Raw genomic sequence first — 25614 nt, forward strand, 5'->3', positions numbered from 1 at the left:
CTCCTCTAGCTTGTTCATAGAGTAATTACTAGACAAGCGCTGGAGGGATTCAAATCATGAGAAAAAAACGCAGAAACCGTCAAATTGTCGTTGCGGTAAACGGTGGAAATGCGCTCAAGGGCATGTTTTTGTTTATGACAAGCCTTATCGTTATTTTCGTATTATCCGGTGTGCTCACATCGCTTCGCCCTGAACTGAGGCTTTCTTCCGATTCTCTTCACGGAATTGCCGGAGAGCTTCCGGGTGACGCGTTTGCACACCTCCTTGGCATGGAAAATCATTATTTCGCATCAGAGCTTCCTGAAAAAGACTCATTTCAGCTGTCACGGCTTTCCTTAAAACTGGCGACAAGCATTAACCTGGAAGACCCGCGGAGCTTCTTGGGACGCGAGCTGCCGGGATTCGCCCAATACGATACGGAGATCCTGTTGGCGGGGCAGGGGACGGATTATACGAATATGCCGGCTGAATCTCCGCCGCCGTCAAAGGTGATGGAAAAAGAAAAAGAAGTGAACCTTGCAGAAATCGAAAATAAAACGAAAAAAGAAGAAACGGCGCCGCCGAAGCATTCGACCGGCAGCAAAAAAGTCGTCTTTATTTATCACACTCACAATACCGAATCCTATCTCCCTCTGTTAAAAGGGGAAACAAATCCGGATAACGCCCGCCATTCGAAGGCCAATGTCACGCTTGTCGGAGATATGTTCGGAAAAGCGCTGGAAGCGCAAGGCGTAGGAGCGGACGTAGATAAAACCGACATTCAGGGCCGCCTGAACAAAGACGGTTTAAATTATGCGCGAAGCTATGACGAATCAAGACCGGTTGTAAAAAGCGCGCTCGCCAAAAATAAAAATCTGCAATATACCATAGATATTCACCGGGATTCCCGCCGCAAGAAAAATACGACAGCGGATATTAAAGGAAAAAGCTATGCCAGAGTGGCTATCGTCGTCGGCAAAAAAAGCGCCAATTTTGAAGAAAACTATAAACTCGCAAGTGAACTTCATAAGCTCATGGAGAAAAAATACCCCGGCTTAAGCGTCGGTGTTTTATCAAAAGGCTCTCCGGGAGATAATGGAGTATACAACCAGGATTTAAACGACCGGTCGCTTCTGCTGGAATTCGGAGGCGTGGATAACAACCTTGAAGAACTGAGACGCGCATCCGAAGCCGTAGCCGATGTATTCAGCGAACTGTACTGGGATGCTGAAAAAGTCAGCTCGCAATCAGGAGAGAAGAAAAAACAATAGAAATCAGGTGATGCAAATGATCCGATTTACCGGCAAATGCCTGCTGATCGCCATCGTCATGTTTGTCGGCGTTTTGTTCGGCATGCAGCAGGCAAACAGCGGAATGCTTGATATGAAAGGATACAAAGACCCCTCCTTAAAAGGTGCATTCACGCTTAGCGGCGGAGAGGGTCAGGAAAAAGAGGCATCCATTTTGGGCCAAACCGTTACGGCGAAAGATCTGGAAGAAAAACAAAAACAGCTGGAACAGGCGGAAACCTTCAACCTGTTTTCAAAAGCCGGGGAAACCCTTTCAAATACCGTGACGGACTCAGCCCAGGCGATGTACGAGTGGGTTTCGAAACTGAACCGATAGCATTTTAAGGAGAAAAGCGGACGATTCCAAACAGGAAGCTTTTCTCTTTCTTGTTTTAATTGAATGTTTACAATCCTATTGATATAATCTAAGCTAGTGTATTTTGCGTTTAATAGTAGGAGTGATAGATTGTGACAGATAAAGAAAAGCGTTTAGAGAGGCAGTCAAGAATCCGGAATTTCTCGATCATCGCCCATATAGACCACGGCAAATCGACCTTGGCGGATCGGATTTTAGAAAAAACATCGGCGATTACCCAGCGGGAAATGAAAGAACAATTGCTTGATTCAATGGACCTTGAACGCGAACGGGGAATTACCATCAAATTAAATTCCGTTCAGCTGAAATACAAAGCAAAAGACGGAGAAGAATATATATTCCATCTCATCGACACGCCCGGACACGTCGACTTTACATATGAAGTATCACGAAGCCTGGCTGCTTGTGAAGGCGCGATTCTCGTTGTTGATGCGGCCCAGGGAATTGAAGCGCAGACATTGGCGAACGTCTATCTGGCGCTTGATAATGACCTTGAGATTCTTCCTGTCATTAATAAAATCGATCTCCCGAGCGCAGAGCCAGAACGTGTGCGTCAAGAAGTTGAGGACGTTATCGGCCTTGACGCTTCAGACGCCGTCCTCGCTTCAGCGAAAGCGGGTATCGGCATCGAAGACATTTTAGAGCAGATCGTAGAAAAAGTGCCTGCTCCCTCAGGAGATCCGGAAGCTCCGCTGAAAGCGCTCATCTTTGACTCCCTTTATGACGCGTACCGCGGAGTCGTCGCGTATATCAGAGTCGTAGAAGGAACGGTAAAACCTGGCCAGAAAATTAAAATGATGGCGACCGGAAAAGAGTTTGAAGTCATCGAAGTCGGCGTCTTCACGCCGAAAGCACAGCCGGCTGACGAATTGACAGTCGGTGATGTAGGCTATTTGACAGCCGCAATTAAAAATGTCGGCGACACCCGAGTCGGTGATACGATTACAAGCGCGGTTAAACCTGCGGCAGAAGCGCTTCCGGGCTACCGCAAACTCAATCCGATGGTCTATTGCGGACTTTATCCGATTGACACAGCCAAATATAATGACTTGCGCGAGGCTCTGGAAAAACTTGAATTGAATGACTCCTCCCTTCAATACGAGGCGGAGACGTCACAAGCTCTCGGCTTCGGCTTCCGCTGCGGCTTTTTAGGAATGCTTCACATGGAGATCATTCAAGAACGGATTGAACGGGAATTTAAAATTGATCTCATTACGACCGCGCCGAGCGTTATTTATGACGTATATATGACGGACGGTGAAAAGATCGTCGTCGATAACCCGTCAAACATGCCTGACCCGCAAAAAATAGAACGGGTGGAAGAGCCTTATGTCAAAGCGACGATGATGGTTCCGAACGATTATGTCGGAGCGGTTATGGAGCTTTGTCAGGGGAAACGGGGCAACTTTATTGATATGCAGTACTTAGACGCCAACCGGGTCAGCATTGTATACGAGATGCCTCTTGCGGAAATTGTTTATGAATTTTTTGATCAGCTGAAGTCCAGTACGAAAGGGTACGCCTCTTTCGATTACGAGCTGATCGGCTACAAGCCGTCTAAACTCGTCAAAATGGACATTATGCTGAATGCAGAAAAAATTGATGCGCTGTCATTTATCGTCCACCGCGATTACGCATACGAGCGCGGAAAAGTCATCGTCGAAAAATTAAAAGAGCTGATCCCGCGCCAGCAATTCGAAGTGCCGGTGCAGGCGGCGATCGGACAGAAAATCGTGGCGCGCTCAACCATTAAAGCCATGAGGAAAAACGTTCTTGCAAAATGTTACGGCGGAGACATCTCGCGGAAACGGAAGCTTCTTGAAAAACAAAAAGAAGGAAAACGCCGGATGAAGCAGGTCGGCTCAGTCGAAGTGCCGCAGGAAGCGTTTATGGCCGTCCTTAAAATGGATGACAGCCCGAAAAAATAACGGAAGCCGCCGCAGTCCCGCACTGCGGCTTCTTTCTGTAAAGAAGAAGGTGTTTCAAATGAAATCAGCTTATATTCATATTCCGTTTTGTGAGCATATCTGCCACTATTGCGATTTCAATAAATATTTTATTCAGAGCCAGCCTGTCGATGAGTACTTAAACTCACTCGAAAAGGAAATGATAAATACGATAGAACGTACGGGCCGCCCTGATCTTCGCACAATTTTTATCGGGGGAGGCACGCCGACATCGCTCTCACCCGCCCAGCTTGAAAAACTGATGGATTCCATTCACCGCGTGCTGAAGCCTTCTGACGGACTCATTGAATTTGCCGCGGAAGCGAATCCGGATGACTTGTCCTCGGAAAAATTAAAAATCCTGAAAAATGCCGGTGTCAATCGGCTGAGCTTCGGTGTTCAAACTTTCGAAGACGCGCTTTTGCAGAAAATCGGCAGGGTGCATAAACAAAAGGACGTGTTCAGCTCCTTTGAACGGGCGAGGGCGCTCGGTTTTGACAACATCAGTCTCGATTTAATGTTCGGCCTGCCGGGACAGACGCTGGCTGACCTTGACAATTCTGTTAAAACGGCTTTGTCGCTGGATGCGGAGCACTATTCCGTTTACTCGCTGATCGTCGAGCCGAAAACGGTGTTTTATAATTTAATGCAAAAAGGCCGTCTGCATCTCCCGGCGCAAGAACAAGAGGCTGAGATGTATGAAACGGTCATGAGGCAGATGAGTGAAGCGGGCATCCGTCAATACGAAATCAGCAACTTTGCAAAGCCCGGGTACGAGTCGCAGCATAATCTGACCTATTGGAGCAATGAAGAGTATTTCGGTTTTGGCGCAGGGGCTCACGGATATATCAGCGGCACCCGCACCGTCAACGCCGGTCCCGTGAAACATTACATTCAGCTCATCGAAGAAAAAGGGCTGCCTTACCGGGACACGCACGAGGTGACACGTGAAGAGCAGATTGAGGAAGAAATGTTCCTCGGTCTCAGAAAAATGTCAGGCGTGCAAAAAAAAGCTTTCTTGGATAAATTTGGACGTTCAGTCGACGAACTGTTTCCTGATATTCTCAAAGATTTAACTGAAAAAGGCCTGATCTGTGACTCGGAAAAATCGGTAGCATTAACGCATGAAGGCAAATTATTAGGAAATGAGGTTTTTGGCGCTTTTTTGGGTGAGTTATAATTGACATTTTTCTTTTCGTTTGTTACTTTTGATATAGAATTAGCACTCGCTGACCTTGAGTGCTAACAGGGGTGATGATGATGTTAACAAATCGTCAGCTGTTGATCCTGCAAGTGATTATTAATGATTTTATACAATCAGCGCAGCCTGTAGGATCAAGAACTCTTTCAAAAAAAGACGAGATTACATTCAGCTCTGCAACGATCAGAAACGAGATGGCTGACTTGGAGGAATTGGGCTTTATTGAAAAAACCCATTCATCCTCAGGACGGATTCCGTCGGAAAAAGGGTACAGGTATTATGTCGATCATTTGCTGTCACCTGTCAAGCTGACAAAAACTGATCTGGATTTAATTCACTCGATATTTAAAGAAAAAATCTTCGAGCTTGAAAAAACAGTCCAAAAATCAGCGCAGATCCTGTCCGAACTGACAAACTACACATCGATTGTTCTCGGGCCGACGCTGAGCGAGAATTATCTTAAGCAGATTCAAATCGTTCCGATCCAGCCGGATAAGGCGGTCGCCATCCTCGTTACGAATACGGGGCATGTCGAGAACCGCACGATCAATTTCCCGGCTAAAGTGGATTTGGCCGATATTGAAAAACTGGTCAATATATTGAACGACCGATTAGCGGGCGTTCCGATGGACGAACTGAATGAGCGTATTTTTAAAGAGGTTGTCACATATTTAAGGCAGCATATCGCCAACTATGACAGCATTCTCGAATCGCTCCGCTCCACATTCCATCCGGCGGGCCATGTGGAGAAATTATTTTTCGGCGGAAAAATCAATATGCTGAATCAGCCGGAGTTCCATGATATTGAACGGGTCCGCTCGCTCTTATCCTTAATTGAAAAAGAGCAGGATGTTCTGAAGCTGTTTCAGTCGTCAAAAGCCGGGATTTCAATTAAAATCGGAAAAGAAAACGACTACGAAGAAATGGAAAACTGCAGCCTAATCACGGCCACCTATACGGTTGACACGAAGCAGATCGGATCAATCGCCATTATCGGGCCGACGCGCATGAATTATTCAAGAGTCGTCAGCCTGCTGCAGCATGTGACTTCGGACTTGTCAAAAGCATTCACAAGTTTGTATGATGAATAAGGGAATTTTGGCAATCATTTTCAGTCATCTTTTTACAGCATTTGAGGGAGGTGAACACAATGTCAGAAGAAAAACAAACCGCAGAACAGGTTGAAGCAGCAGAACAAGAAGAAACGACAGAACAGGCAGAACAAGCCGCTTCACAAGAACAGCATGAAGAAACGGCAGGTCAGGAAGAAGCCCTTCAGCACCAAATTGATGAATTGCAGGGTTTGCTTGATGAAAAAGAAAATAAGCTTTTGCGTGTTCAAGCAGACTTTGAAAACTATAAACGACGCAGCCGCCTTGAAATGGAAGCTGCTCAGAAATACCGTTCTCAAAACGTCGTAACGGAAATCCTTCCGGCTCTCGACAACTTTGAACGGGCCTTACAGGTAGAAGCTGAAAGCGAGCAGACAAAAAGCTTGCTGCAAGGTATGGAAATGGTCCGCCGCCAGCTGATGGACGCTCTTGAAAGAGAAGGCGTTGAAGCCATCGAAGCTGTCGGTCAGGAATTTGATCCGAACCTTCACCAAGCCGTCATGCAGGTGGAAGATGAAAACTTCGGCAGCAATATTGTTATCGAAGAACTGCAAAAAGGCTACAAACTGAAGGACCGCGTCATCCGTCCTTCAATGGTTAAAGTGAATCAATAACTACATAGCAGGAGGTAATTCAAAGTGAGTAAAGTAATCGGAATTGACTTGGGTACGACAAACTCATGTGTGGCAGTGCTTGAAGGCGGCGAGCCGACAGTTATCGCCAACGCTGAGGGTAACCGTACTACTCCGTCAGTCGTTGCATTTAAAAACGGCGAGCGCCAAGTAGGGGAAGTGGCAAAACGCCAATCTATCACAAACCCTAACACAATCATGTCTATCAAACGCCATATGGGTACTGACTATAAAGTAGAAATCGAAGGAAAAGACTACACACCTCAAGAAGTGTCAGCCATTATCCTTCAGCATCTGAAAGCATACGCTGAAAGCTATCTTGGCGAAACAGTTTCTAAAGCTGTTATCACGGTTCCTGCATACTTCAACGATGCAGAACGCCAAGCGACAAAAGATGCCGGTAAAATTGCCGGTCTTGAAGTAGAGCGTATTATCAACGAGCCGACTGCAGCAGCGCTTGCATACGGACTTGATAAAACGGACGAAGACCAAACGATTCTTGTTTACGACCTTGGCGGCGGTACGTTTGACGTATCTGTGCTTGAACTTGGCGACGGCGTGTTTGAAGTCCGTTCAACTGCCGGTGACAACCGTCTTGGCGGGGACGACTTTGACCAAGTCATCATCGACCATCTCGTAGCAGAATTCAAAAAAGAAAACGGCATTGATCTGTCAAAAGACAAAATGGCGCTTCAGCGTTTGAAAGATGCGGCTGAGAAAGCGAAAAAAGATCTTTCCGGCGTATCATCTACGCAAATTTCTTTACCGTTTATCACAGCGGGAGACGCAGGTCCTCTTCACCTTGAACTGACACTGACCCGCGCTAAATTCGAAGAGCTTTCCGCTCATCTCGTTGAGCGCACAATGGCTCCTGTCCGTCAGGCTCTTCAAGATGCGGATCTTTCTGCAAGCGAAATCGACAAAGTTATCCTTGTCGGCGGATCTACACGTATTCCTGCCGTACAGGAAGCAATCAAAAAAGAAACAGGCAAAGAAGCGCATAAAGGCGTAAACCCTGATGAAGTTGTAGCGCTTGGTGCTGCAATTCAAGGCGGCGTCATCACAGGAGACGTAAAAGACGTTGTTCTTCTTGACGTTACACCGCTGTCACTCGGTATTGAAACAATGGGCGGCGTATTCACGAAACTGATCGATCGCAATACGACAATTCCGACAAGCAAATCACAAGTGTTCTCAACTGCTGCTGATAACCAAACAGCCGTTGACATTCACGTGCTTCAAGGTGAGCGCCCGATGTCTGCCGACAACAAAACACTCGGCCGCTTCCAGCTTACTGATATCCCGCCTGCACCGCGCGGCGTACCGCAAATCGAAGTTTCTTTCGATATTGACAAAAACGGTATCGTAAACGTAAGAGCGAAAGACTTAGGCACAGGCAAAGAACAAAACATTACAATCAAATCTTCTTCAGGTCTTTCTGATGACGAAATCGAACGCATGGTGAAAGAAGCGGAAGAAAACGCTGACGCTGATGCGAAGAAAAAAGAAGAAATCGAAGTCCGCAACGAAGCTGACCAGCTTGTGTTCCAAACGGAAAAAACATTAAAAGACCTGGAAGGCAAAGTGGATGAAGAGCAAGTGAAAAAAGCAAACGACGCGAAAGACGCGCTGAAAGCAGCTATCGAGAAAAACGAAATTGAAGAGATCAAAGCGAAAAAAGATGAGCTTCAAACAATCGTTCAAGAGCTTTCCATGAAGCTTTATGAAGAAGCGGCAAAAGCGCAGCAGGCTGAAGGCGCAGCAAACGCTGAAGGCAAAAAAGCGGACGATAACGTTGTCGATGCGGAATACGAAGAAGTAAAAGACGACGAAGCGAAAAAATAAGTTCTTTCCGCAGAACGCGGAAGAACACACAGCATATTCTGATTCAACAGACAGAAAGTCAAAGTCAGGCATCTCTTGGCTTTGACTTTTTTTTCTTGCCCGGGATAAAAGGAATTGAAAAAACATAATTCAAAATGATACAATCTAATTTATGTGAGAAATTCGGGAGAGTGAAGCGAGATGAGTAAGCGTGATTACTATGAAGTGCTTGGAGTAAGTAAGAGCGCTTCAAAGGATGAAATCAAAAAAGCCTATCGGAAGCTTTCAAAAAAATATCATCCTGATATCAATAAAGAATCCGGAGCAGATGAAAAATTCAAAGAGGTAAAAGAAGCATACGAAGCGCTCTCAGATGACCAAAAACGGGCTCAATATGATCAATTCGGCCATACTGATCCTAATCAGGGCTTTGGCGGCGGTTTCGGCGGCGGAGGAGACTTCGGCGGCTTCGGTTTCGATGACATCTTCTCAAGCATCTTCGGCGGCGGCACGAGACGCCGTGATCCGAACGCGCCGCGGCAGGGCGCGGATCTGCAGTATACAATGACACTGTCATTTGAAGATGCGGCTTTCGGAAAAGAGACGATCATTGAAATTCCTCGCGAAGAGAATTGTGAAACATGCAAAGGCTCAGGCGCGAAGCCGGGGACAAAGCCGGAAACGTGCTCGCATTGCGGCGGTTCAGGCCAGCTGAATGTCGAACAGAACACGCCGTTTGGCAAAGTGGTTAACCGAAGAGTCTGCCACCACTGTGAAGGAACAGGAAAAATCATCAAAAACAAGTGCTCTGACTGCGGCGGCACGGGCAAAGTGAAAAAACGGAAAAAAATCAACGTTACGATCCCTGCCGGTGTGGATGACGGACAGCAGCTCCGCGTTCCGGGTCAAGGTGAACCAGGTGTAAACGGAGGCCCTCCGGGAGATCTGTTTGTCGTATTCCATGTGCGCGCCCACGAGTTCTTTGAGCGTGACGGAGATGATATTTACTGTGAAATGCCGTTAACGTTTGCCCAAGCGGCACTCGGAGACGAAGTTGAAGTGCCGACGCTTCACGGAAAAGTGAAATTGAAAATTCCTGCCGGCACACAAACCGGCACAAAATTCAGATTAAGAGGCAAAGGCGTGCAGAATGTCCGCGGCTACGGACAAGGCGACCAGCACATTGTCGTCCGCGTCGTTACGCCGACGAATCTGACAGATAAACAAAAAGACATCATCCGTGAGTTCGCTGAAGTCAGCGGCAACCTGCCGGATGAACAAGAAATGAGTTTCTTTGACAAAGTAAAACGCGCATTTAAAGGCGAGTAATGATTGGATAGGAGTTGGTAGTTTTGAAATGGTCCGAAATCAGCATTCACACAACACATGAAGCGGTTGAACCCATCTCAAATATTTTGCATGAAGCTGGTGCGAGCGGGGTTGTCATCGAAGATCCGCTTGATTTAATAAAAGAGCGTGAGAATGTTTACGGGGAAATCTACCAGCTCGACCCCAATGATTACCCCGATGAGGGTGTCATTGTCAAAGCGTATCTGCCGATTAACAGTTTCCTCGGCGAAACGGTCGACGGCATTAAAGAGACGATTAATAATCTGCTTTTGTATGACATTGATTTAGGCAGAAACACAATCACCATTTCTGAAGTTAATGAAGAGGAATGGGCGACAGCTTGGAAAAAGTATTATCATCCAGTGAAAATTTCTGAAAAATTCACGATCGTACCCACATGGGAAACGTACACACCCGTGAATACCGATGAACTGATTATCGAAATGGATCCGGGCATGGCATTCGGTACGGGAACGCATCCGACAACCGTTCTGTGCATTCAGGCGCTTGAGCGTATCGTTCAAAAAGGCGACCGTGTCATTGATGTCGGCACCGGTTCAGGAATTTTGAGCATTGCAGCCGCCATGCTTGAGGCTGAATCGGTTCATGCGTATGATCTTGACCCGGTCGCTGTCGAAAGCGCGCGTCTGAATGTGAAATTGAACAAAGTAAGCGATACGGCCGAAGTGAAACAGAACAATTTGTTAGACGGCATCACAGGCGAACACGATGTCATTGTCGCGAATATTTTGGCGGAAGTGATTCTCCGCTTTACATCGCAGGCGTACGACCTGCTCAAAAACGGGGGCCACTTTATTACTTCAGGCATTATCGGCCAGAAAAAACAGGAAGTAAAAGAAGCGTTGGAAAAAGCCGGTTTTACCATTACAGAAATTCTGTCTATGGAAGATTGGGTCAGCATCATCGCGAAAAAATAACAGTTAGTAGGTGTCACAGCGTATGCAACGATATTTTATCGAGCTCACGAAGCAGGAGATGGACGAAACCCCCGATTTTCAAATTACGGGAGAAGACGTCCACCACATTGCAAACGTCATGAGAATGAGTGCAGGAGACCGGATAATCTGCTGTTCGAAAGACGGCCATGAAGCGTTATGCCTGCTCAAAGAGGTTTCTAAAGATCATATATCATGCAGCATTGCTGAATGGACGGGTGAAAACCGTGAGCTGCCGTTAAAAATCAGGATCGCCAGCGGCCTTCCGAAAGGCGATAAGCTTGAATGGATTATTCAAAAAGGGACCGAGCTCGGGGCAAGTATGTTCATCCCCTTTCAAGGCGCCAGATCCGTCGTTAAGCTTGACGACAAAAAGGCAAAGAAGAAGCGGGAAAGATGGGCGAAAATCGCGAAGGAGGCGGCGGAGCAATCCTACCGCAATGAAATTCCCGAAGTGAAAACCGTTCATACGTTCCGGCAGCTGCTTGAAATGGCGGAGAATGTCGATAAATGTGTCGTTGCATACGAGGAGTCATCAAAACAGGGAGAAACGGGCGCTTTCGCTGCGGAGCTCAAAAGCCTTCCGAAAGGTTCGTCTCTTCTCATCGTATTCGGCCCTGAAGGCGGTCTGACTGAGTCTGAAGTTCAGCAGCTTTCAGAAAAAGGCGCCGTCTTATGTGGCCTCGGACCAAGAATTTTACGAACTGAAACTGCGCCGCTTTACGCGTTAAGCGCAGTTTCCTATCATACAGAGTTATTAAGAGGTGATCAGTAATGGCAACTGTTGCTTTTCATACCCTTGGCTGCAAGGTCAATCATTATGAAACAGAAGCAATCTGGCAGCTGTTTAAAGATGCGGGTTATGAACGAAAAGAATTCGAGCAGACAGCAGATGTATATGTCATTAATACATGTACGGTAACAAACACGGGAGATAAAAAAAGCCGTCAAGTCATCAGACGGGCGATCCGCCAAAATCCTGAAGGCGTCATCTGCGTAACAGGGTGCTATGCGCAAACATCTCCGGCAGAAATTATGGCCATCCCGGGCGTTGACATCGTGGTCGGCACGCAGGATCGCGAAAAAATGCTCGGTTACATTGAGCAGTACAGAGAAGAGCGCCAGCCGATCAACGGCGTCGGCAACATTATGAAAGCACGTGTGTTTGAAGAGCTGGATGTTCCCGCTTTTACTGACCGGACAAGAGCGTCATTGAAAATCCAAGAAGGCTGCAACAACTTCTGTACGTTCTGCATCATCCCTTGGGCGCGCGGCCTGCTTCGTTCCCGCGATCCTGAAGAAGTCATTAAACAGGCGCAGCAGCTGGTGGATGCCGGTTATAAAGAAATCGTTCTGACGGGGATTCATACGGGCGGCTACGGCGAAGATATGAAAGATTATAATTTCGCCAAGCTTCTCCGTGAATTGGATACACGTGTAGAGGGACTGAAAAGGATCAGAATTTCATCTATTGAAGCAAGCCAAATCACTGATGAAGTGATTGAAGTGCTGGATGCGTCTGATAAAATTGTCCGCCACCTTCACATCCCGATTCAGTCAGGATCAAACACCGTTCTGAAACGGATGAGACGCAAATATACGATGGAATTTTTCGCGGACCGGTTAAATAAGCTGAAAGAAGCGCTGCCGGGTCTTGCTGTCACATCTGATGTTATCGTCGGTTTCCCGGGTGAAACGGAAGAAGAATTTATGGAAACATACCGGTTCATTAAAGAACATAAATTTTCTGAGCTTCATGTGTTCCCTTACAGCAAACGCACCGGAACGCCTGCGGCCAGAATGGAAGACCAGGTTGACGAGAATGTGAAAAATGAACGGGTGCACAAGCTGATTGCTCTGTCTGACCAGCTTGCCAAAGAATACGCCTCCGCTTATGAAGGAGAGGTCCTTGAAATCATTCCGGAAGAGACGTTTAAAGAGTCTGATGAAGACGGTATGTTCGTCGGCTATACAGACAATTACATGAAAGTCGTCTTCAAAGGCACGGAAGATTTAATCGGCAAACTTGTCAAAGTCAAAATTCAAAAAGCGGGCTATCCGTACAATGAAGGACAATTCGTCCGCGTTGTTGAAGAAGAAATGACTCAGAACATGCGCATGTCTTCGTAACAGATAAAAAACCGATGCTTTCACGCATCGGTTTTTTACGGTTTCGGAGGGATCAGCCTGTCAATCAGCCGATAAAATAAATGCGTGAACGGCAGAAATAATAACGCGGTGACAACATTAAACAAAAGGCTGAAATGCGCGATCATTTGCGCGGGATCGTCAGACAGCCGCTCTGTAAAACCTGCTGCTGCGGACAGGAAGGGAAAGACAAGAAGTACGCCGAGAATATTAAAGACAACGTGAGCGCCGGCGGTCTGTCTCGCGGCATAACCCCCTGAAACAGCAGCCATGACGGCCGTGACGCATGTCCCGATATTAGATCCGAGAACGACGCTGACCGCCTGTTCAATGCCGATCATCCCTTCGTTCATAAAGCTCATTAAAATGCCGATGCAGACGGAGCTTGAATGAATGATGGCCGTCAATATCATGCCGATCAAAAGAGCGGACCAGCTTGAATCATTTACATGGCGCAAAACTTCCGCTCCCGCCTTCATTTCTGTCAGCGGAACGGCAAGACGGCTGAAGCACGTGATGCAAAAAAAGATGATGCCGAGACCGAGAAAGCTTATGCCGATCTGCTTGAACGGATATTTCCGGATAAGAATAAACACAAGGCCGCCGATCAAAAGCACCCAGATGAGCACATCCATCTTTATGGCCAAAAACTCCGTCGTAAATGTGGAGCCGACATTCGTGCCGAGAATCATCGGAATGGTCCGTTTAAAAGGTAAAGCGCCTGCACTGACAAAGCCGATCACAATAACCATAAAAGCTGAGCTGCTCTGAAGAAAACCCGTGAATACAATGCTGATGAGAAAAGCTTTCAAAGGGTGGTCGGTAAACAAGAGGAGGCTCTTCTCAATTTTTGAATACGTTAAAGCGATCAGCCCCTGTCTGAGCAGGCTCATTCCGAGTAAAAAAACAAGGATAAGTGCGATAAAGAGAATCAGTATCAGCAAACGAAACACCCCTTTCCATCATTATATAGACAAGCCGCGTTATTCATGACGGAAAAGTGAACTCACTTAGTTGACCTGACTCATGGCTTATATTATAATGTCAAAGTACATGTTTATATGTGTATCTTTTTAAAGGTAGTCGATTGGTGTATTCGGAGGGAGGGAAAGAGAATGTCAAAAACGGTCGTTAGAAAAAACGAATCGCTTGAAGATGCTCTTCGTCGCTTCAAACGCAGTGTATCAAAGACAGGTACTTTGCAAGAAGCAAGAAAGCGCGAATTTTATGAAAAACCTAGCGTAAAGCGCAAGAAAAAGTCAGAAGCTGCTAGAAAACGCAAATTCTAAAAGAGGGTGGATTTATGAGTCTTCTTGAGCGACTTAACCAAGATATGAAGCTGTATATGAAAAGCCGTGAGAAAGACAAACTGACTGTCGTTCGAATGGTGAAAGCTTCACTTCAAAACGAAGCAATTAAGCTTAAGAAAGACAGTTTGACCGAGGATGAGGAACTTACTGTCCTATCTCGTGAACTTAAGCAACGTAAAGACTCCCTCCATGAATTTTCAAACGCTAATCGTTTAGATTTAGTAGATAAAGTTCAAAAAGAGCTGGACATTTTAGAAGTTTATTTACCGAAGCAGCTTTCTGAAGAAGAGCTGCAGACAATCGTAAATGAAACCATCGCTGAAGTCGGTGCGAGCTCGAAAGCGGACATGGGCAAAGTGATGAGTGCTATTATGCCTAAAGTAAAAGGTAAAGCTGACGGCAGCGTGATTAACAGGCTTGTCAGCAGTCAATTATCTTAATTGACGAAGAAAAAGACATCTTTCCTCGAGAGATGTCTTTTTTTATACATAAAAAAATGAAACTAAAGTACATTTGTTACGTATATAAAGAAGAATGAAACGGGAAGGAGGGTATATCTGCCTTGTTCCGAAAAAAAACCGGAATTGCTGTTGCTCTATTGGGCTTGTTTGTATTATCTTTATTAGGAGTTCAATTGAACGCAAAAGCTGATCGTCCATCGGTTTATGTCATCCCGGTTGAGAAAAATGTCGAACAGGGGCTTGCCGCTTTTTTAACGCGTTCTTTCAAAGAAGCGAAGGAATCCGGCGCGTCACACATTATTCTTGACATCAATACACCGGGAGGCGCCGTTCAATCAGCTTTGGATATTGCAGATGTCATCGGCGGCGCGGATGTGCCTGTTACCGCTTACGTGAACAAACGGGCGCTTTCTGCCGGGGCATATATAGCGCTTCAGGCGGATGACATTTATATGGCGCCGGGCGGAAAAATGGGTGCCGCAGCCATCATCGACGGCAAAGGAAACGCGGCAGACAAAAAGGCCCAATCACTATGGCATGCAGAAATGGAGGACGCAGCGGCTAAAAACAACCGAAACCCGAAATACGCCCTGGCCATGGCAGACCCCGCCATCAATGCAAAAGAAGCGGGCGCTCCAAAGGGAAAACTGCTGACACTGACAGCTGAAAAAGCGAAGGAAGTCGGATATTCGGAGGGAACGGTTTCAAACCTCGATGCTTTATATACAAAGCTCGGTTTTGACAAAGCCGATGTTCACCATGCAAAAGAGGGTTTTGTCGGAAAATTGGGAAGATGGCTGACAAACCCGTTTGTTGTCCCCGTCTTATTAACGCTCGCTTTGCTTGGTTTGACCATTGAATTGTTCTCGCCGGGCCTCGGCATACCGGGCGCCGTCGGACTGACGGCCATGCTGCTGTTTTTCACCGGGCATATCGCTGCCGGATTCGCCGGTTATGACAGTGTATTCTTGTTTTGCGCGGGCTTGGTTTTTATCCTTTTAGAGATATTTCTGCCCGGAGGCATAATTGGTCTTATCGGTGTTGCAGGCGTCATCGCGAGCCTCTTTCTCGCTGCGGGCAGCTTTACTGTAATGGCGGTTTCTCTCTTGATCGCCTTTAGTGTGTCTATTGCTGCCTTTATCATATTAACAAGGGTGTTGGGGAAACGAATGAAATTCTTTAAGAAATTGATATTAACTGATTCAACAAGCACGGAGAACGGTTATGTTTCAAATCAGAACCGGACGGAGCTGTTGGGGAAAATCGGTGTTACCGCTACAGCCCTCAGACCGTCAGGCACCGTTATTATTGATGATGAACGCCTTGATGTCGTTTCAGAAGGATCATTCACTGAAAAAGACAGACAGGTGAAAGTGGTGAAAGCGGAAGGCTCACGCATTGTCGTGAGAGAAATATAGATGATAATCTTGAGGAGGAATTAGATGGAATTGTCAAGTTTGGCGATTTTAGCAATAGTTGCAGCTGCCATAATTGTGTTAGCCATATTCTTCACCTTTGTACCGGTGATGCTATGGATTTCGGCACTTGCAGCAGGAGTCAGAATCAGCATTTTCACTTTGGTCGGGATGAGGTTGCGCCGCGTCATTCCAAGCCGCGTTGTCAACCCGTTAATTAAGGCGCACAAAGCCGGCCTGTCCGCAACAACAAATCAGCTCGAAAGCCATTACCTGGCCGGAGGTAATGTCGACAGGGTGGTCAATGCCCTGATTGCGGCACAGCGCGCCAATATTGAGCTGACATTTGAACGCTGCGCAGCCATTGACCTGGCCGGGCGTGATGTATTGGAAGCCGTACAGATGAGTGTCAATCCGAAGGTCATTGAAACACCGTTTATCGCAGGTGTCGCCATGGACGGAATTGAAGTGAAAGCAAAAGCCAGAATCACGGTAAGAGCCAATATCGAGCGCCTTGTCGGAGGAGCGGGAGAAGAGACGGTTGTCGCCCGTGTCGGAGAAGGGATTGTCTCAACAATCGGTTCTTCACATAATCATAAAAAAGTGCTTGAAAACCCTGATATGATTTCGCAGACCGTACTTGGCAAAGGGCTGGATTCAGGCACCGCATTTGAAATTCTCTCGATTGACATCGCCGACGTGGATATCGGCAAAAACATCGGAGCGATTCTGCAGACAGACCAGGCGGAAGCAGACAAAAACATTGCACAGGCCAAAGCCGAAGAACGCCGCGCCATGGCCGTCGCCCAAGAGCAGGAAATGCGTGCGCGAGTAGAAGAAATGCGTGCGAAAGTCGTGGAAGCTGAAGCGGAAGTGCCGCTTGCGATGGCTGAAGCCTTACGTGAAGGAAACATCGGTGTCATGGATTATATGAACATAAAAAATATCGACGCTGACACGGACATGAGGGATTCTATCGGCAAGCTGACGAATGACCAGCAAGATGAAGACCAACAATAACCTCTCTATTAAGGAGGGAGCCGCTATATGCACGAGATTCTGACAAATCCGCTCGTCATTGCCGCCGTCATCGGCATTATATCGGCAATATTCGGCAAGAAAAACAAAGATGAAAAACGCCCGCCGAATAGACGTCCCGCAGATCAGAAAAAAAAGCAGGATCACACACAGCCGCCGCAAGAGCATAAGCCGGTAGCGGAAGAAATGCCTGCCGTTTCCAAAGAGAACCCTTTTGAGCAAAAAAGAAGGGAAGCTGAAAAGCGCCTTGCAGAGACAGAGAAGATGTTCAATGGGCTTGATCATAAGCTGACATCTCAACGCGCACGAAATGCGTCTCTGAAGAAATCAGCCCTCAAGATTAAGAAAGAAACTGCAGTGCAGGGCATCATATTCAGTGAGATTTTAGGTCCGCCCCGTGCAAAAAAACCGCACCGGACCATGCGGAGCATCGGTAAAAATTAAAGTGTTAGAACCCCTTTTCAAATCATACATATGAGATGAAAGGGGGTTCTTTTTTTATGGGGCAAAGAAAGAATCGTGTAAAGGCGTGGCTGACTAGAGCATTGGAAATTCCCCCGGACGTTATGATGGATCTGCCTCGCATTACGATGGTCGGCAGACTTCATATCTACATAGAGAATCACAGAGGCCTCTTGCTGTTCAGCGAAGAAGAAGTCAGGCTGATGCTCAAGCAGGGGCAATGTATCATATCAGGAAAAAACTTGGTCATTAAGGCAATCCTTCCTGAGGAAATCCTTTTGGAGGGCACGATAGATCACGTAAGATATGTCGATTCATAAAGCCGGGGGGAAATAATGTGAAAAACAAATGGCTGTCATTTTTTTCGGGTAAAGTCCAAATGGAAGTCAAAGGAAAAGGGATTGAACGGCTGCTTAATGAATGCACGAGAAACGGAATCGCCATCTTTGCGGTGAAAAAAAAGCAAGACTGTGTTCTGCTGATGATTCAGCTTCAAGATGTACATGCTTTCAGAAGAGTCATCAGAAAACATGAATGCAAAGCAAGATTTACAAAAAGAAAGGGCCTGCCCTTTCTGCTTCTCAAATCAAAATTAAACCTGGGCTTTACTGCGGGATTTGTGATATTTTTCATTATATTGTTTCTTTTGTCCAACATGATTTGGGACATTGATATTAAAGGGGCCAAGCCTGAAACCGAGCATCAGATGATGAAGCACCTGGAAGAAATCGGTGTGAAAAAAGGCCGTTTGCAATTTCTGATGATGACGCCGGAGAAAATTCAAAAATCATTAACAAACGGCATCGATAATATTACGTGGGTCGGTGTGGAATTGAACGGGACAGCCCTTCATATGAAAGTGGTTGAAAAAAATGAACCGACAAAAGAAAAGTACGTGAGCCCCCGTCATATCGTTGCCAAAAAGAAGGCGGTCATCAAAAGGATGTTCGTGCAAAAGGGGCAGCCGATGGCTTTTGTGAACGATCATGTTGACAAAGGACAGCTCCTCGTCTCAGGACTGATCGGAAATGAAGACCGGAAAGTCGCCTCAAAAGCGGAAATTTACGGAGAAACATGGTACAAGTCAGAAGTAACTGTGCCTCTTGAAACATCATTTACGCTATATACGGGTAAAGTAAGGACGAAGCACAAGCTGTCTTTCGGATCATGGGGCGTGCCTTTTTGGGGCTTCGGGTTCAATGAGGAGCCGCTGAAACATCCGAAAACAGAGGAAGAAAAGCATCCGTTTCAATTTCTGGGGCTGAAGCTTCCGGTATCTTACGCCAAAGAACAGACAAGAGAAAGTGAAACATCCGTGCGGACTTATACGAAGGACGAAGCGGTTCAGGCCGGCATCAAAATGGGCAGACAAGACGTAGAGAAGCGATTAAGCGGCAGCGGAGAGGTGGAAAGTGAAAAAGTTTTGCACCAATCCGTTGAGAATGGTAAAGTAAAGTTGATTATTCTCTACCAAGTTATAGAAGATATCGTGCAAACCACACCTATTGTTCAGGGAGACTAAAGAATGGCAGAACATTTACTTGCGATTAATCACAAACTGAAAAGCCCGGATGAAGCACTTTCTTTGTTCGGCAGCCAAGATTCCTTTTTACATTTAATGGAGAAGGATCTGGGCGTAAGCATCATCACACGCGGTGAAACCATTTACGTTTCCGGCAATGATGAGTCTTTTGAGATTGCTGACAGATTATTGGGCTCGCTCCTTACTTTAATCCGCAAGGGGATCGAGATTTCGGAACGTGATGTGCTGTATGCCGTGAAAATGGCAAAGAAAGATGAACTGGACTATTTTGAAAGCATGTATGAAGAGGAAATAACGAAAACGGCAAAAGGCAAACCGATCCGTGTCAAAACCATCGGCCAGAGAGAATATGTTGCGGCGATGAAGAAAAACGACATGGTGTTCGGCATCGGGCCGGCGGGAACCGGCAAAACATATTTGGCGGTCGTAAAAGCGGTGCATGCTTTAAAAAACGGCCACATTAAAAAAATCATTTTAACAAGACCCGCTGTGGAAGCCGGTGAAAGCCTCGGTTTTCTGCCCGGAGACTTAAAGGAAAAAGTAGATCCTTATCTGCGCCCGCTGTATGACGCGCTCCACGATGTGCTCGGAAGCGACCATACGGAGCGTCTGATGGAAAGAGGGGTTATCGAAATCGCCCCGCTTGCCTATATGAGAGGGCGGACGCTTGACGACGCATATGTGATTCTTGATGAAGCCCAGAATACCACTCCCGCTCAAATGAAAATGTTTTTGACGAGATTGGGTTTTGGCTCTAAAATGATCATTACGGGCGACGTAAGCCAAATTGACCTGCCGAAAGGCGTCACATCGGGACTTGCAGTAGCGAGGGATATGCTGAATGACATAAACGGCATTTCCGTGATTGAACTTGACCAGACAGATGTGGTCAGACATCCGCTTGTTGCAAAGATTATTGAAGCTTATGATAAGCAAAAGTAATGCAAAAATGACCCGATCTCCCGTTATCGGGTCATTTTTATATGATGTGTTCCTGATGTTTCAGGGAGGAGGTTCTTGTTTTGAAAAAGAAGGGAAAGGGTAAAAGCGCCCGGGAACGGTTCCGCACTTTCAGACATGCCCGCTCAGCCCATGTGCTGCTGTATCTGCTGCTTTCAGCGATCATGTTTGGTTTGCTCTTTATTCATGTAAAACCTGAATCACTTAATTTGGATTTGTTCTCAGTCAGTGATAAGACGATTTACGCGCCCGCCACAGTGGAAGATCAGCAGGCGACGGAAGCGAAAAAACAAGCGGCCGAAGATGCAGTAGAAGATCAATACACTCTGAAAAAAGGCTATACCGACAACCGGCTTGACCTGATCACTTCCATATTTGACAGCATCGGCGAAGTGAAAACAGATGCGGATAAAGACAAAAAGTCACCTTCGGAAAAATCGCTGGTCAAATCGGTGAAAAGCAAGCTGACACAGGATGTCAATGAATCCCTCTCGGAAGATGCCATTAAATCGCTTCTTCATGCGAACAATGAAGATTTTTCATTTGTGAGGGATTCTGTCATAACCGCGGTGAATACGGTGATGAGCAGTGAAATTCCTTCTGAAAAGCTTGCCGAAGCGAAGGATAAGGTCGCCAAAGAGCTGAAAAGCGCCTCCGTGCCGTCAAAATATTTAGCGGCTGCGACTGAAATCGGAAAATATGCGGTGATCCCGAATTACGTATTTGATCCGAAAGCGACCGATGAAAAACGTCAGGAAGCGTCAGACAGCGTTCAGCCGGTGCAGATCAAACAAGGACAGGTTCTCGTGGAAGAGAATGACCTGATCGACCGGGAAGTATACAGAAAGCTCGAACTGACGGGGCTTTTGAATAATTCCAACCTGTTAAAGCCGATCAGCGGCCTTCTTCTGATGATCGGGCTGTTTATTGCCACGCTTGTCTACTATTTCGAGAAACAGCAGCAGGAGCTTAAGCTGAAAAATAAATCCCTATTGCTGTTTTCTATCATTACAACGCTTATTCTCGTCATAATGGAAGTCGTCAGTCTATTTCAGAAGATTGAATACACCAACATCGGCTATCTGGTTCCGATTGCCGCCGGCGCGATTTTGATCAGGCTGCTGCTCAATGAAAGGCTTGCCATTTTAGGAAGCATCATTCTGGCGATCTGCGGCAGTATGATGTTTAATCAGGGTGTGACGGGCACATTTAATTATGTGATCGGTATCTACTATTTAATCAGCAGCATTTCAGGCATCCTGTTTTTGGGGAAACATAACGCGAGATCTAAAATATTGCAGGCGGGATTGTTCGTCTCATTTATTAATATGATTATCGTGCTGTCGCTTTTATTAATCCAAAACACGGCGCTGTCGCCCGTTGAAATCGGAACGCTGATGCTGATGGGGGTCGTCTCGGGACTGGCTTCATCCGTTTTGATTATCGGTCTGATGCCGTTTTTTGAGACGGGATTCGGCATTCTTTCTACGATGAGGCTGATTGAACTGTCTAATCCGAACCATCCCCTGCTTCGAAAGATTTTAACGGAAACACCCGGTACATATCATCACAGCGTCATGGTGGCGAATTTGTCGGAAGCGGCCTGTGAAGCTGTAGGGGCAAACGGTCTTTTGGCAAGGGTCGGTGCGTATTATCACGATCTCGGCAAAACGAAACGCCCGCAATATTTTATTGAAAATCAGATGAATATGGATAATCCGCATGACAAGCTGTCTCCTCAGCTCAGCAAAAATATTATCATCGCGCATACGACAGACGGTGCGAATATGCTCAGAAGCTATAAGTTTCCGAAAGAGCTCGTGGATATCGCGGAGCAGCATCACGGAACGTCTCTTTTAAAATTCTTTTATTATAAAGCGAAGGAAAAGGGCGACCAGATTACAGAGCAAGAGTTCCGATACCCCGGGCCGAAGCCGCAATCAAAAGAAGCTGCAATCATTTCAGTGGCCGACAGCGTCGAAGCTGCCGTCCGTTCCATGCATAATCCCAATCCCGAACGGATTGAAAAACTGGTGCGGGGAATTATATCCGACAAGCTTCAGGACGGGCAGTTCTCAGAATGTGATCTCACGTTCCGAGAGCTGGATACGATTGCAAAAACACTATGTGCGACTTTAAAAGGAATTTTCCACTCCCGGATTGAATATCCGGAGGCTACGAAGAAGGTGAAATAAATGGGTTTACTCATAGATATTGTTGATGAAACAAACAGCGTCTCAGCCGATGCGCTTCAAGAAGTAGAGAAGCTGCTTCAATTTGCGGCGGAAAAAGAAGGCGTTCAGGATCAGGCTGAAGTATCGGTTACGATTGTGACAAACGAGGAAATCAGAGAAATCAACAGAGACTACCGGGGAAAAGACACCCCGACTGACGTCATTTCGTTTGCGCTTGAGGAAGAAGGAGAAGACGAGGTTGAAATCGTGGGCGCTGACATGCCGCCTGTTTTAGGAGATATTATCATCAGTGCCGACAGAACGAAGGAGCAGGCTGAAGAGTACGGCCATTCGTTTATGAGAGAGCTTGGCTTTCTGGCCGTCCACGGCTTTTTGCATCTGTTGGGCTATGATCACATGACAAAAGAAGAAGAGGAAGAAATGTTTTCAAAGCAAAAGGATTTGCTGGATGAGTATGGACTCACGAGATCATAAAAACGAGTGGAGCAGATTCCTGAAAAGCTTTGTCCATGCATGGAGGGGAATCTGGAAAACGGCGCGGTCAGAGCGGAATTTTCAATTTCATATTATCGCGGCCTGCGCCGTTATCCTTTGCGGTTTTCTCACCGGGCTCAGTACGGCCGAATGGGCCGTTATTTTGATCCTGATCGGCGGAATGCTTGCTCTTGAGCTTGTAAATACGGCGATAGAGCATGTTGTTGATTTAGTTACCGATCAGTATCATCCGCTCGCAAAAGCGGCAAAGGATGCGGCCGCCGGAGCCGTTTGCGTCTTTGCCGTGATTTCGTGTATTATTGGTTTACTCATCTTCTTGCCGAAGATATGTTAGCAGAAGATTCTTACAATTATTTTACATTGCCAAAAATGGGCGTGAAAAACCAATCATAATTATGTAAAATAAAAGTGACAGCGGTATCATTCAGGATTAAGGTAAGAGAGGAAAAGTACACATGAACAGACAAGAATTGATTCAAGAAGCATTAACAGCACGGGATACAGCATATGTGCCGTATTCAAACTTCAGAGTGGGAGCCGCTCTTCTTACCAAAGACGGAAAAGTGTACAGAGGCTGCAACATTGAGAATGCGGCATACAGCATGTGCAACTGTGCTGAACGCACGGCGATATTCAAAGCTGTTTCCGAGGGGGATACGGAATTTGCGATGCTCGCCGTGGCTGCGGACACTCCGGGACCGGTTTCACCGTGCGGAGCCTGCAGACAAGTAATTTCCGAGCTGTGCTCAAAGGATATGCTTGTTATTCTGACCAACTTACAGGGACAAATAAAAGAAATGACTGCGGAAGAATTATTGCCGGGCGCATTTTCATCGGAGGATTTACATGACGAACGAAAGCTTTAAATCAGGATTTGTATCAATCATCGGAAGACCGAATGTTGGAAAGTCGACCTTTTTAAACAGGGTCATCGGTCAAAAGATCGCCATCATGAGCGACAAACCCCAGACAACGAGAAATAAAGTCCAAGGGGTGCTGACAACAGGCACATCGCAGACCATTTTTATTGATACACCGGGCATTCACAAACCGAAGCACAAGCTTGGCGATTTTATGATGAAAGTGGCGCAGAACACGCTGAAAGAAGTTGACTTGGTGTTATTTATGATTAACGCCGAGGAAGGATACGGAAAGGGCGACGAGTTTATCATTGAAAAGCTTGGACAGACGTCCACGCCGGTCTTTTTGATCGTAAACAAAATTGATAAGATCCACCCTGATCAGCTCCTTCTTTTAATTGATGAGTACCGTTCGCGCTATCCGTTTAAGGAAATCGTGCCGATCTCAGCTTTGGAAGGAAACAACGTCGAGACCCTGCTCACGCAGATTGAAGCGTATTTACCGGAAGGGCCTCAGTTCTATCCGAGCGATCAGGTGACTGACCATCCTGAGCGGTTTATTATTTCTGAACTGATCAGGGAAAAGGTGCTCCATCTTACAAGGGAAGAAGTGCCGCACAGCATCGCTGTCGCTATCGAGTCCATTAAAGGGCAGGAGAACGGCTCCGTCCATGTCGCTGCCACCATCGTGGTCGAGCGGGATTCTCAAAAAGGAATCGTCATCGGGAAAAAAGGAGCTCTTCTGAAAGAAGTCGGCAAAAGAGCGCGGGCTGATATTGAAGCGCTGCTGGGCTCACGTGTTTACCTGGAACTTTGGGTGAAGGTGCAGAAGGACTGGCGGAATAAAATGTCTCAGCTGCGTGATTTCGGCTTCAAAGAGGATGAATATTAAGTCATCTGAGGCGCATGCCTGATGTGTGGGATTACCTCACAGAAACAGGGATTCGTTAGCAAAATTTGTTTAACATGAAAAGGAGGACATCAGGTCAAGATAAGGGTAAGAATTTGGATTGGCAAGCTAGTTTAATGATGAAAGGTGGGTTTTTTGTGTTGAATTTTACCTGGAACGTATTTTCTCAAACAGGAAGTGTTGATACGTACCTTCTTTTTAAAGAACTGGAAAAAGAGAACCTGGAAAGACCCGAAGAACCGGAAGATGAGCTAGCCCGTATTGATTTTCCAATTTTGTAAACCTCTTGGCCCCTCCCGTTGTTGGAAGGTGCGGAAATGCTGACAAAATGTGAAGGAATCGTGCTTCGTACGAATGACTACGGAGAGACGAATAAAATCGTGACATTGCTGACGAGGGAACACGGCAAAATCGGCGTCATGGCAAGGGGTGCCAGGAAGTCAGCCAGCCGGCTGTCAGCAGTCAGCCAGCCTTTTTTGTACGGGTCATTTTTAATGCAAAGAACATCCGGACTCGGCACGCTCCAGCAGGGTGAAATGATTCTCAGCATGAGAACGATCAGAGAAGACTTGTTTTTGACGGCATATGCCGCTTTTATCGCTGAACTCACTGACAAAGGAACGGAAGAGAAGAAACCGAACCCCTATTTATTCGAATTGATTCTCGAATCCTTTAAGAGGCTGAATGAGGGGACTGACCCGGACGTGATCACCTTCATCGTTCAGATGAAAATGCTTGGCGTCATGGGGCTGTATCCGGAGCTGAATCATTGTGTCCACTGTAAAAGCCGGGACGGGACGTTTCATTTTTCCATAAGAGATAACGGTTTTATCTGCCACCGCTGCTTTGAAAAGGATCCGTACAAAGTTCCGATTTCGCCGCAAACGGCAAGGCTGCTAAGGCTTTTTTATTACTTTGATATCGGAAGGCTCGGCAGCGTCTCGTTAAAGCACGAAACCAAAAATGAAATAAAACGGGTCATTGATCTGTATTACGAGGAATATTCAGGGCTTTATTTAAAGTCAAAGCGGTTTTTAGATCAGATGGAAAGCATGAAGAACCTTTTGGATGAAAACAAAAGTTGACATTCTGCCCATCTTTTTATATGATGATTTATTATAAAATATGTTGCAGTGACAGAAAGAAGTACTT

At 46.4% G+C, this 25614-nt stretch carries 26 protein-coding genes and 1 pseudogene; 26 read left to right on the forward strand and 1 reads right to left on the reverse strand.

Annotation, left to right across the window (positions count from 1 at the left end; translation table 11 throughout):
* The first annotated feature begins 56 nt into the window (after positions 1–56).
* The 11 genes from spoIIP to mtaB all read left to right on the forward strand — a co-directional run bounded on the left by spoIIP (position 57) and on the right by mtaB (position 12795).
* Positions 57–1250 carry a stage II sporulation protein P gene (spoIIP, locus tag Y79_RS0117845; protein WP_016938899.1) on the forward strand — a complete coding sequence of 398 codons (1194 nt, stop codon included), beginning with the start codon at positions 57–59 and terminating at the stop codon, positions 1248–1250.
* Between the two features lie 16 nt (positions 1251–1266).
* Complete coding sequence (locus Y79_RS0117850) at positions 1267–1605, forward strand: YqxA family protein (protein ID WP_016938900.1); 339 nt, start codon at positions 1267–1269, stop codon at positions 1603–1605.
* A gap of 131 nt (positions 1606–1736) precedes the next feature.
* Positions 1737–3572, forward strand: a complete 1836-nt coding sequence (gene lepA, locus Y79_RS0117855; RefSeq protein ID WP_016938901.1) for a translation elongation factor 4 — start codon at positions 1737–1739, stop codon at positions 3570–3572.
* Between the two features lie 58 nt (positions 3573–3630).
* Positions 3631–4770 carry a radical SAM family heme chaperone HemW gene (hemW, locus tag Y79_RS0117860; protein ID WP_029575368.1) on the forward strand — a complete coding sequence of 380 codons (1140 nt, stop codon included), beginning with the start codon at positions 3631–3633 and terminating at the stop codon, positions 4768–4770.
* Positions 4771–4850: 80 nt separating this feature from the next.
* Positions 4851–5882, forward strand: a complete 1032-nt coding sequence (gene hrcA / locus Y79_RS0117865; protein ID WP_016938903.1) for a heat-inducible transcriptional repressor HrcA — start codon at positions 4851–4853, stop codon at positions 5880–5882.
* Between the two features lie 59 nt (positions 5883–5941).
* On the forward strand, positions 5942–6517 hold the full coding sequence (gene grpE / locus Y79_RS0117870; protein ID WP_016938904.1) for a nucleotide exchange factor GrpE: 576 nt from the start codon (positions 5942–5944) through the stop codon (positions 6515–6517).
* Between the two features lie 24 nt (positions 6518–6541).
* Positions 6542–8380, forward strand: coding sequence for a molecular chaperone DnaK (gene dnaK / locus Y79_RS0117875; RefSeq protein ID WP_016938905.1), 1839 nt, complete (start codon positions 6542–6544; stop codon positions 8378–8380).
* Positions 8381–8560: 180 nt separating this feature from the next.
* A complete protein-coding gene (gene dnaJ / locus Y79_RS0117880; protein WP_016938906.1) occupies positions 8561–9688 on the forward strand; it encodes a molecular chaperone DnaJ in 1128 nt (375 codons plus the stop codon).
* Between the two features lie 23 nt (positions 9689–9711).
* Positions 9712–10647 carry a 50S ribosomal protein L11 methyltransferase gene (gene prmA / locus Y79_RS0117885; protein WP_016938907.1) on the forward strand — a complete coding sequence of 312 codons (936 nt, stop codon included), beginning with the start codon at positions 9712–9714 and terminating at the stop codon, positions 10645–10647.
* Between the two features lie 22 nt (positions 10648–10669).
* A complete protein-coding gene (locus tag Y79_RS0117890) occupies positions 10670–11440 on the forward strand; it encodes a 16S rRNA (uracil(1498)-N(3))-methyltransferase (protein ID WP_016938908.1) in 771 nt (256 codons plus the stop codon).
* Positions 11440–12795: a tRNA (N(6)-L-threonylcarbamoyladenosine(37)-C(2))-methylthiotransferase MtaB gene (mtaB, locus tag Y79_RS0117895; protein WP_016938909.1), complete on the forward strand. Its 1356-nt coding sequence runs from the start codon at positions 11440–11442 to the stop codon at positions 12793–12795. Before Y79_RS0117890 ends, mtaB begins: the two co-directional genes overlap by 1 nt.
* Positions 12796–12830: 35 nt before the next feature.
* On the opposite strand, the gene Y79_RS0117900 is transcribed toward mtaB, so the two are convergent.
* Entirely contained in the window at positions 12831–13757 is a 927-nt protein-coding gene (locus Y79_RS0117900; protein ID WP_016938910.1) for a Na/Pi symporter, read from the reverse strand.
* 171 nt (positions 13758–13928) lie between these two features.
* Between Y79_RS0117900 and rpsU the strand changes: the two genes are divergently transcribed.
* From rpsU to recO, 15 genes and pseudogenes are all read left to right on the forward strand, one after another.
* On the forward strand, positions 13929–14102 hold the full coding sequence (gene rpsU, locus Y79_RS0117905) for a 30S ribosomal protein S21 (RefSeq protein ID WP_003152957.1): 174 nt from the start codon (positions 13929–13931) through the stop codon (positions 14100–14102).
* Between the two features lie 14 nt (positions 14103–14116).
* Positions 14117–14563 carry a GatB/YqeY domain-containing protein gene (locus Y79_RS0117910; RefSeq protein ID WP_007408278.1) on the forward strand — a complete coding sequence of 149 codons (447 nt, stop codon included), beginning with the start codon at positions 14117–14119 and terminating at the stop codon, positions 14561–14563.
* A gap of 122 nt (positions 14564–14685) precedes the next feature.
* Positions 14686–16002 carry an NfeD family protein gene (locus tag Y79_RS0117915; RefSeq protein WP_016938911.1) on the forward strand — a complete coding sequence of 439 codons (1317 nt, stop codon included), beginning with the start codon at positions 14686–14688 and terminating at the stop codon, positions 16000–16002.
* A 24-nt stretch (positions 16003–16026) separates the two neighbouring features.
* Positions 16027–17019: a flotillin-like protein FloA gene (gene floA, locus Y79_RS0117920; RefSeq protein ID WP_016938912.1), complete on the forward strand. Its 993-nt coding sequence runs from the start codon at positions 16027–16029 to the stop codon at positions 17017–17019.
* Positions 17020–17046: 27 nt separating this feature from the next.
* Positions 17047–17481, forward strand: coding sequence for a hypothetical protein (locus Y79_RS0117925; RefSeq protein WP_016938913.1), 435 nt, complete (start codon positions 17047–17049; stop codon positions 17479–17481).
* Positions 17482–17537: 56 nt separating this feature from the next.
* Complete coding sequence (gene yqfC / locus Y79_RS0117930) at positions 17538–17819, forward strand: sporulation protein YqfC (RefSeq protein WP_003152966.1); 282 nt, start codon at positions 17538–17540, stop codon at positions 17817–17819.
* Between the two features lie 17 nt (positions 17820–17836).
* Positions 17837–19061: pseudogene (gene yqfD, locus Y79_RS0117935) on the forward strand (sporulation protein YqfD).
* Entirely contained in the window at positions 19025–19984 is a 960-nt protein-coding gene (locus Y79_RS0117940) for a PhoH family protein (protein ID WP_016938915.1), read from the forward strand. Before yqfD ends, Y79_RS0117940 begins: the two are co-directional and overlap by 37 nt.
* A gap of 80 nt (positions 19985–20064) precedes the next feature.
* A complete protein-coding gene (locus Y79_RS0117945) occupies positions 20065–22197 on the forward strand; it encodes an HD family phosphohydrolase (protein WP_016938916.1) in 2133 nt (710 codons plus the stop codon).
* Positions 22198–22671, forward strand: a complete 474-nt coding sequence (ybeY, locus tag Y79_RS0117950; RefSeq protein WP_003152973.1) for an rRNA maturation RNase YbeY — start codon at positions 22198–22200, stop codon at positions 22669–22671.
* Positions 22652–23026, forward strand: a complete 375-nt coding sequence (locus tag Y79_RS0117955) for a diacylglycerol kinase family protein (protein WP_016938917.1) — start codon at positions 22652–22654, stop codon at positions 23024–23026. Before ybeY ends, Y79_RS0117955 begins: the two co-directional genes overlap by 20 nt.
* A gap of 121 nt (positions 23027–23147) precedes the next feature.
* Positions 23148–23558, forward strand: a complete 411-nt coding sequence (locus Y79_RS0117960) for a cytidine deaminase (RefSeq protein ID WP_016938918.1) — start codon at positions 23148–23150, stop codon at positions 23556–23558.
* Entirely contained in the window at positions 23539–24444 is a 906-nt protein-coding gene (gene era, locus Y79_RS0117965) for a GTPase Era (protein WP_016938919.1), read from the forward strand. The genes Y79_RS0117960 and era overlap by 20 nt, the downstream gene beginning before the upstream one ends.
* 155 nt (positions 24445–24599) lie before the next feature.
* Positions 24600–24743, forward strand: coding sequence for a YqzL family protein (locus Y79_RS1000000121055; protein ID WP_007408286.1), 144 nt, complete (start codon positions 24600–24602; stop codon positions 24741–24743).
* Between the two features lie 36 nt (positions 24744–24779).
* Positions 24780–25547, forward strand: coding sequence for a DNA repair protein RecO (gene recO / locus Y79_RS0117975; protein WP_016938920.1), 768 nt, complete (start codon positions 24780–24782; stop codon positions 25545–25547).
* The last annotated feature ends 67 nt before the right edge of the window (positions 25548–25614 follow it).

The organism is Bacillus siamensis KCTC 13613 (assembly GCF_000262045.1).
Lineage (GTDB): Bacteria > Bacillota > Bacilli > Bacillales > Bacillaceae > Bacillus > Bacillus siamensis.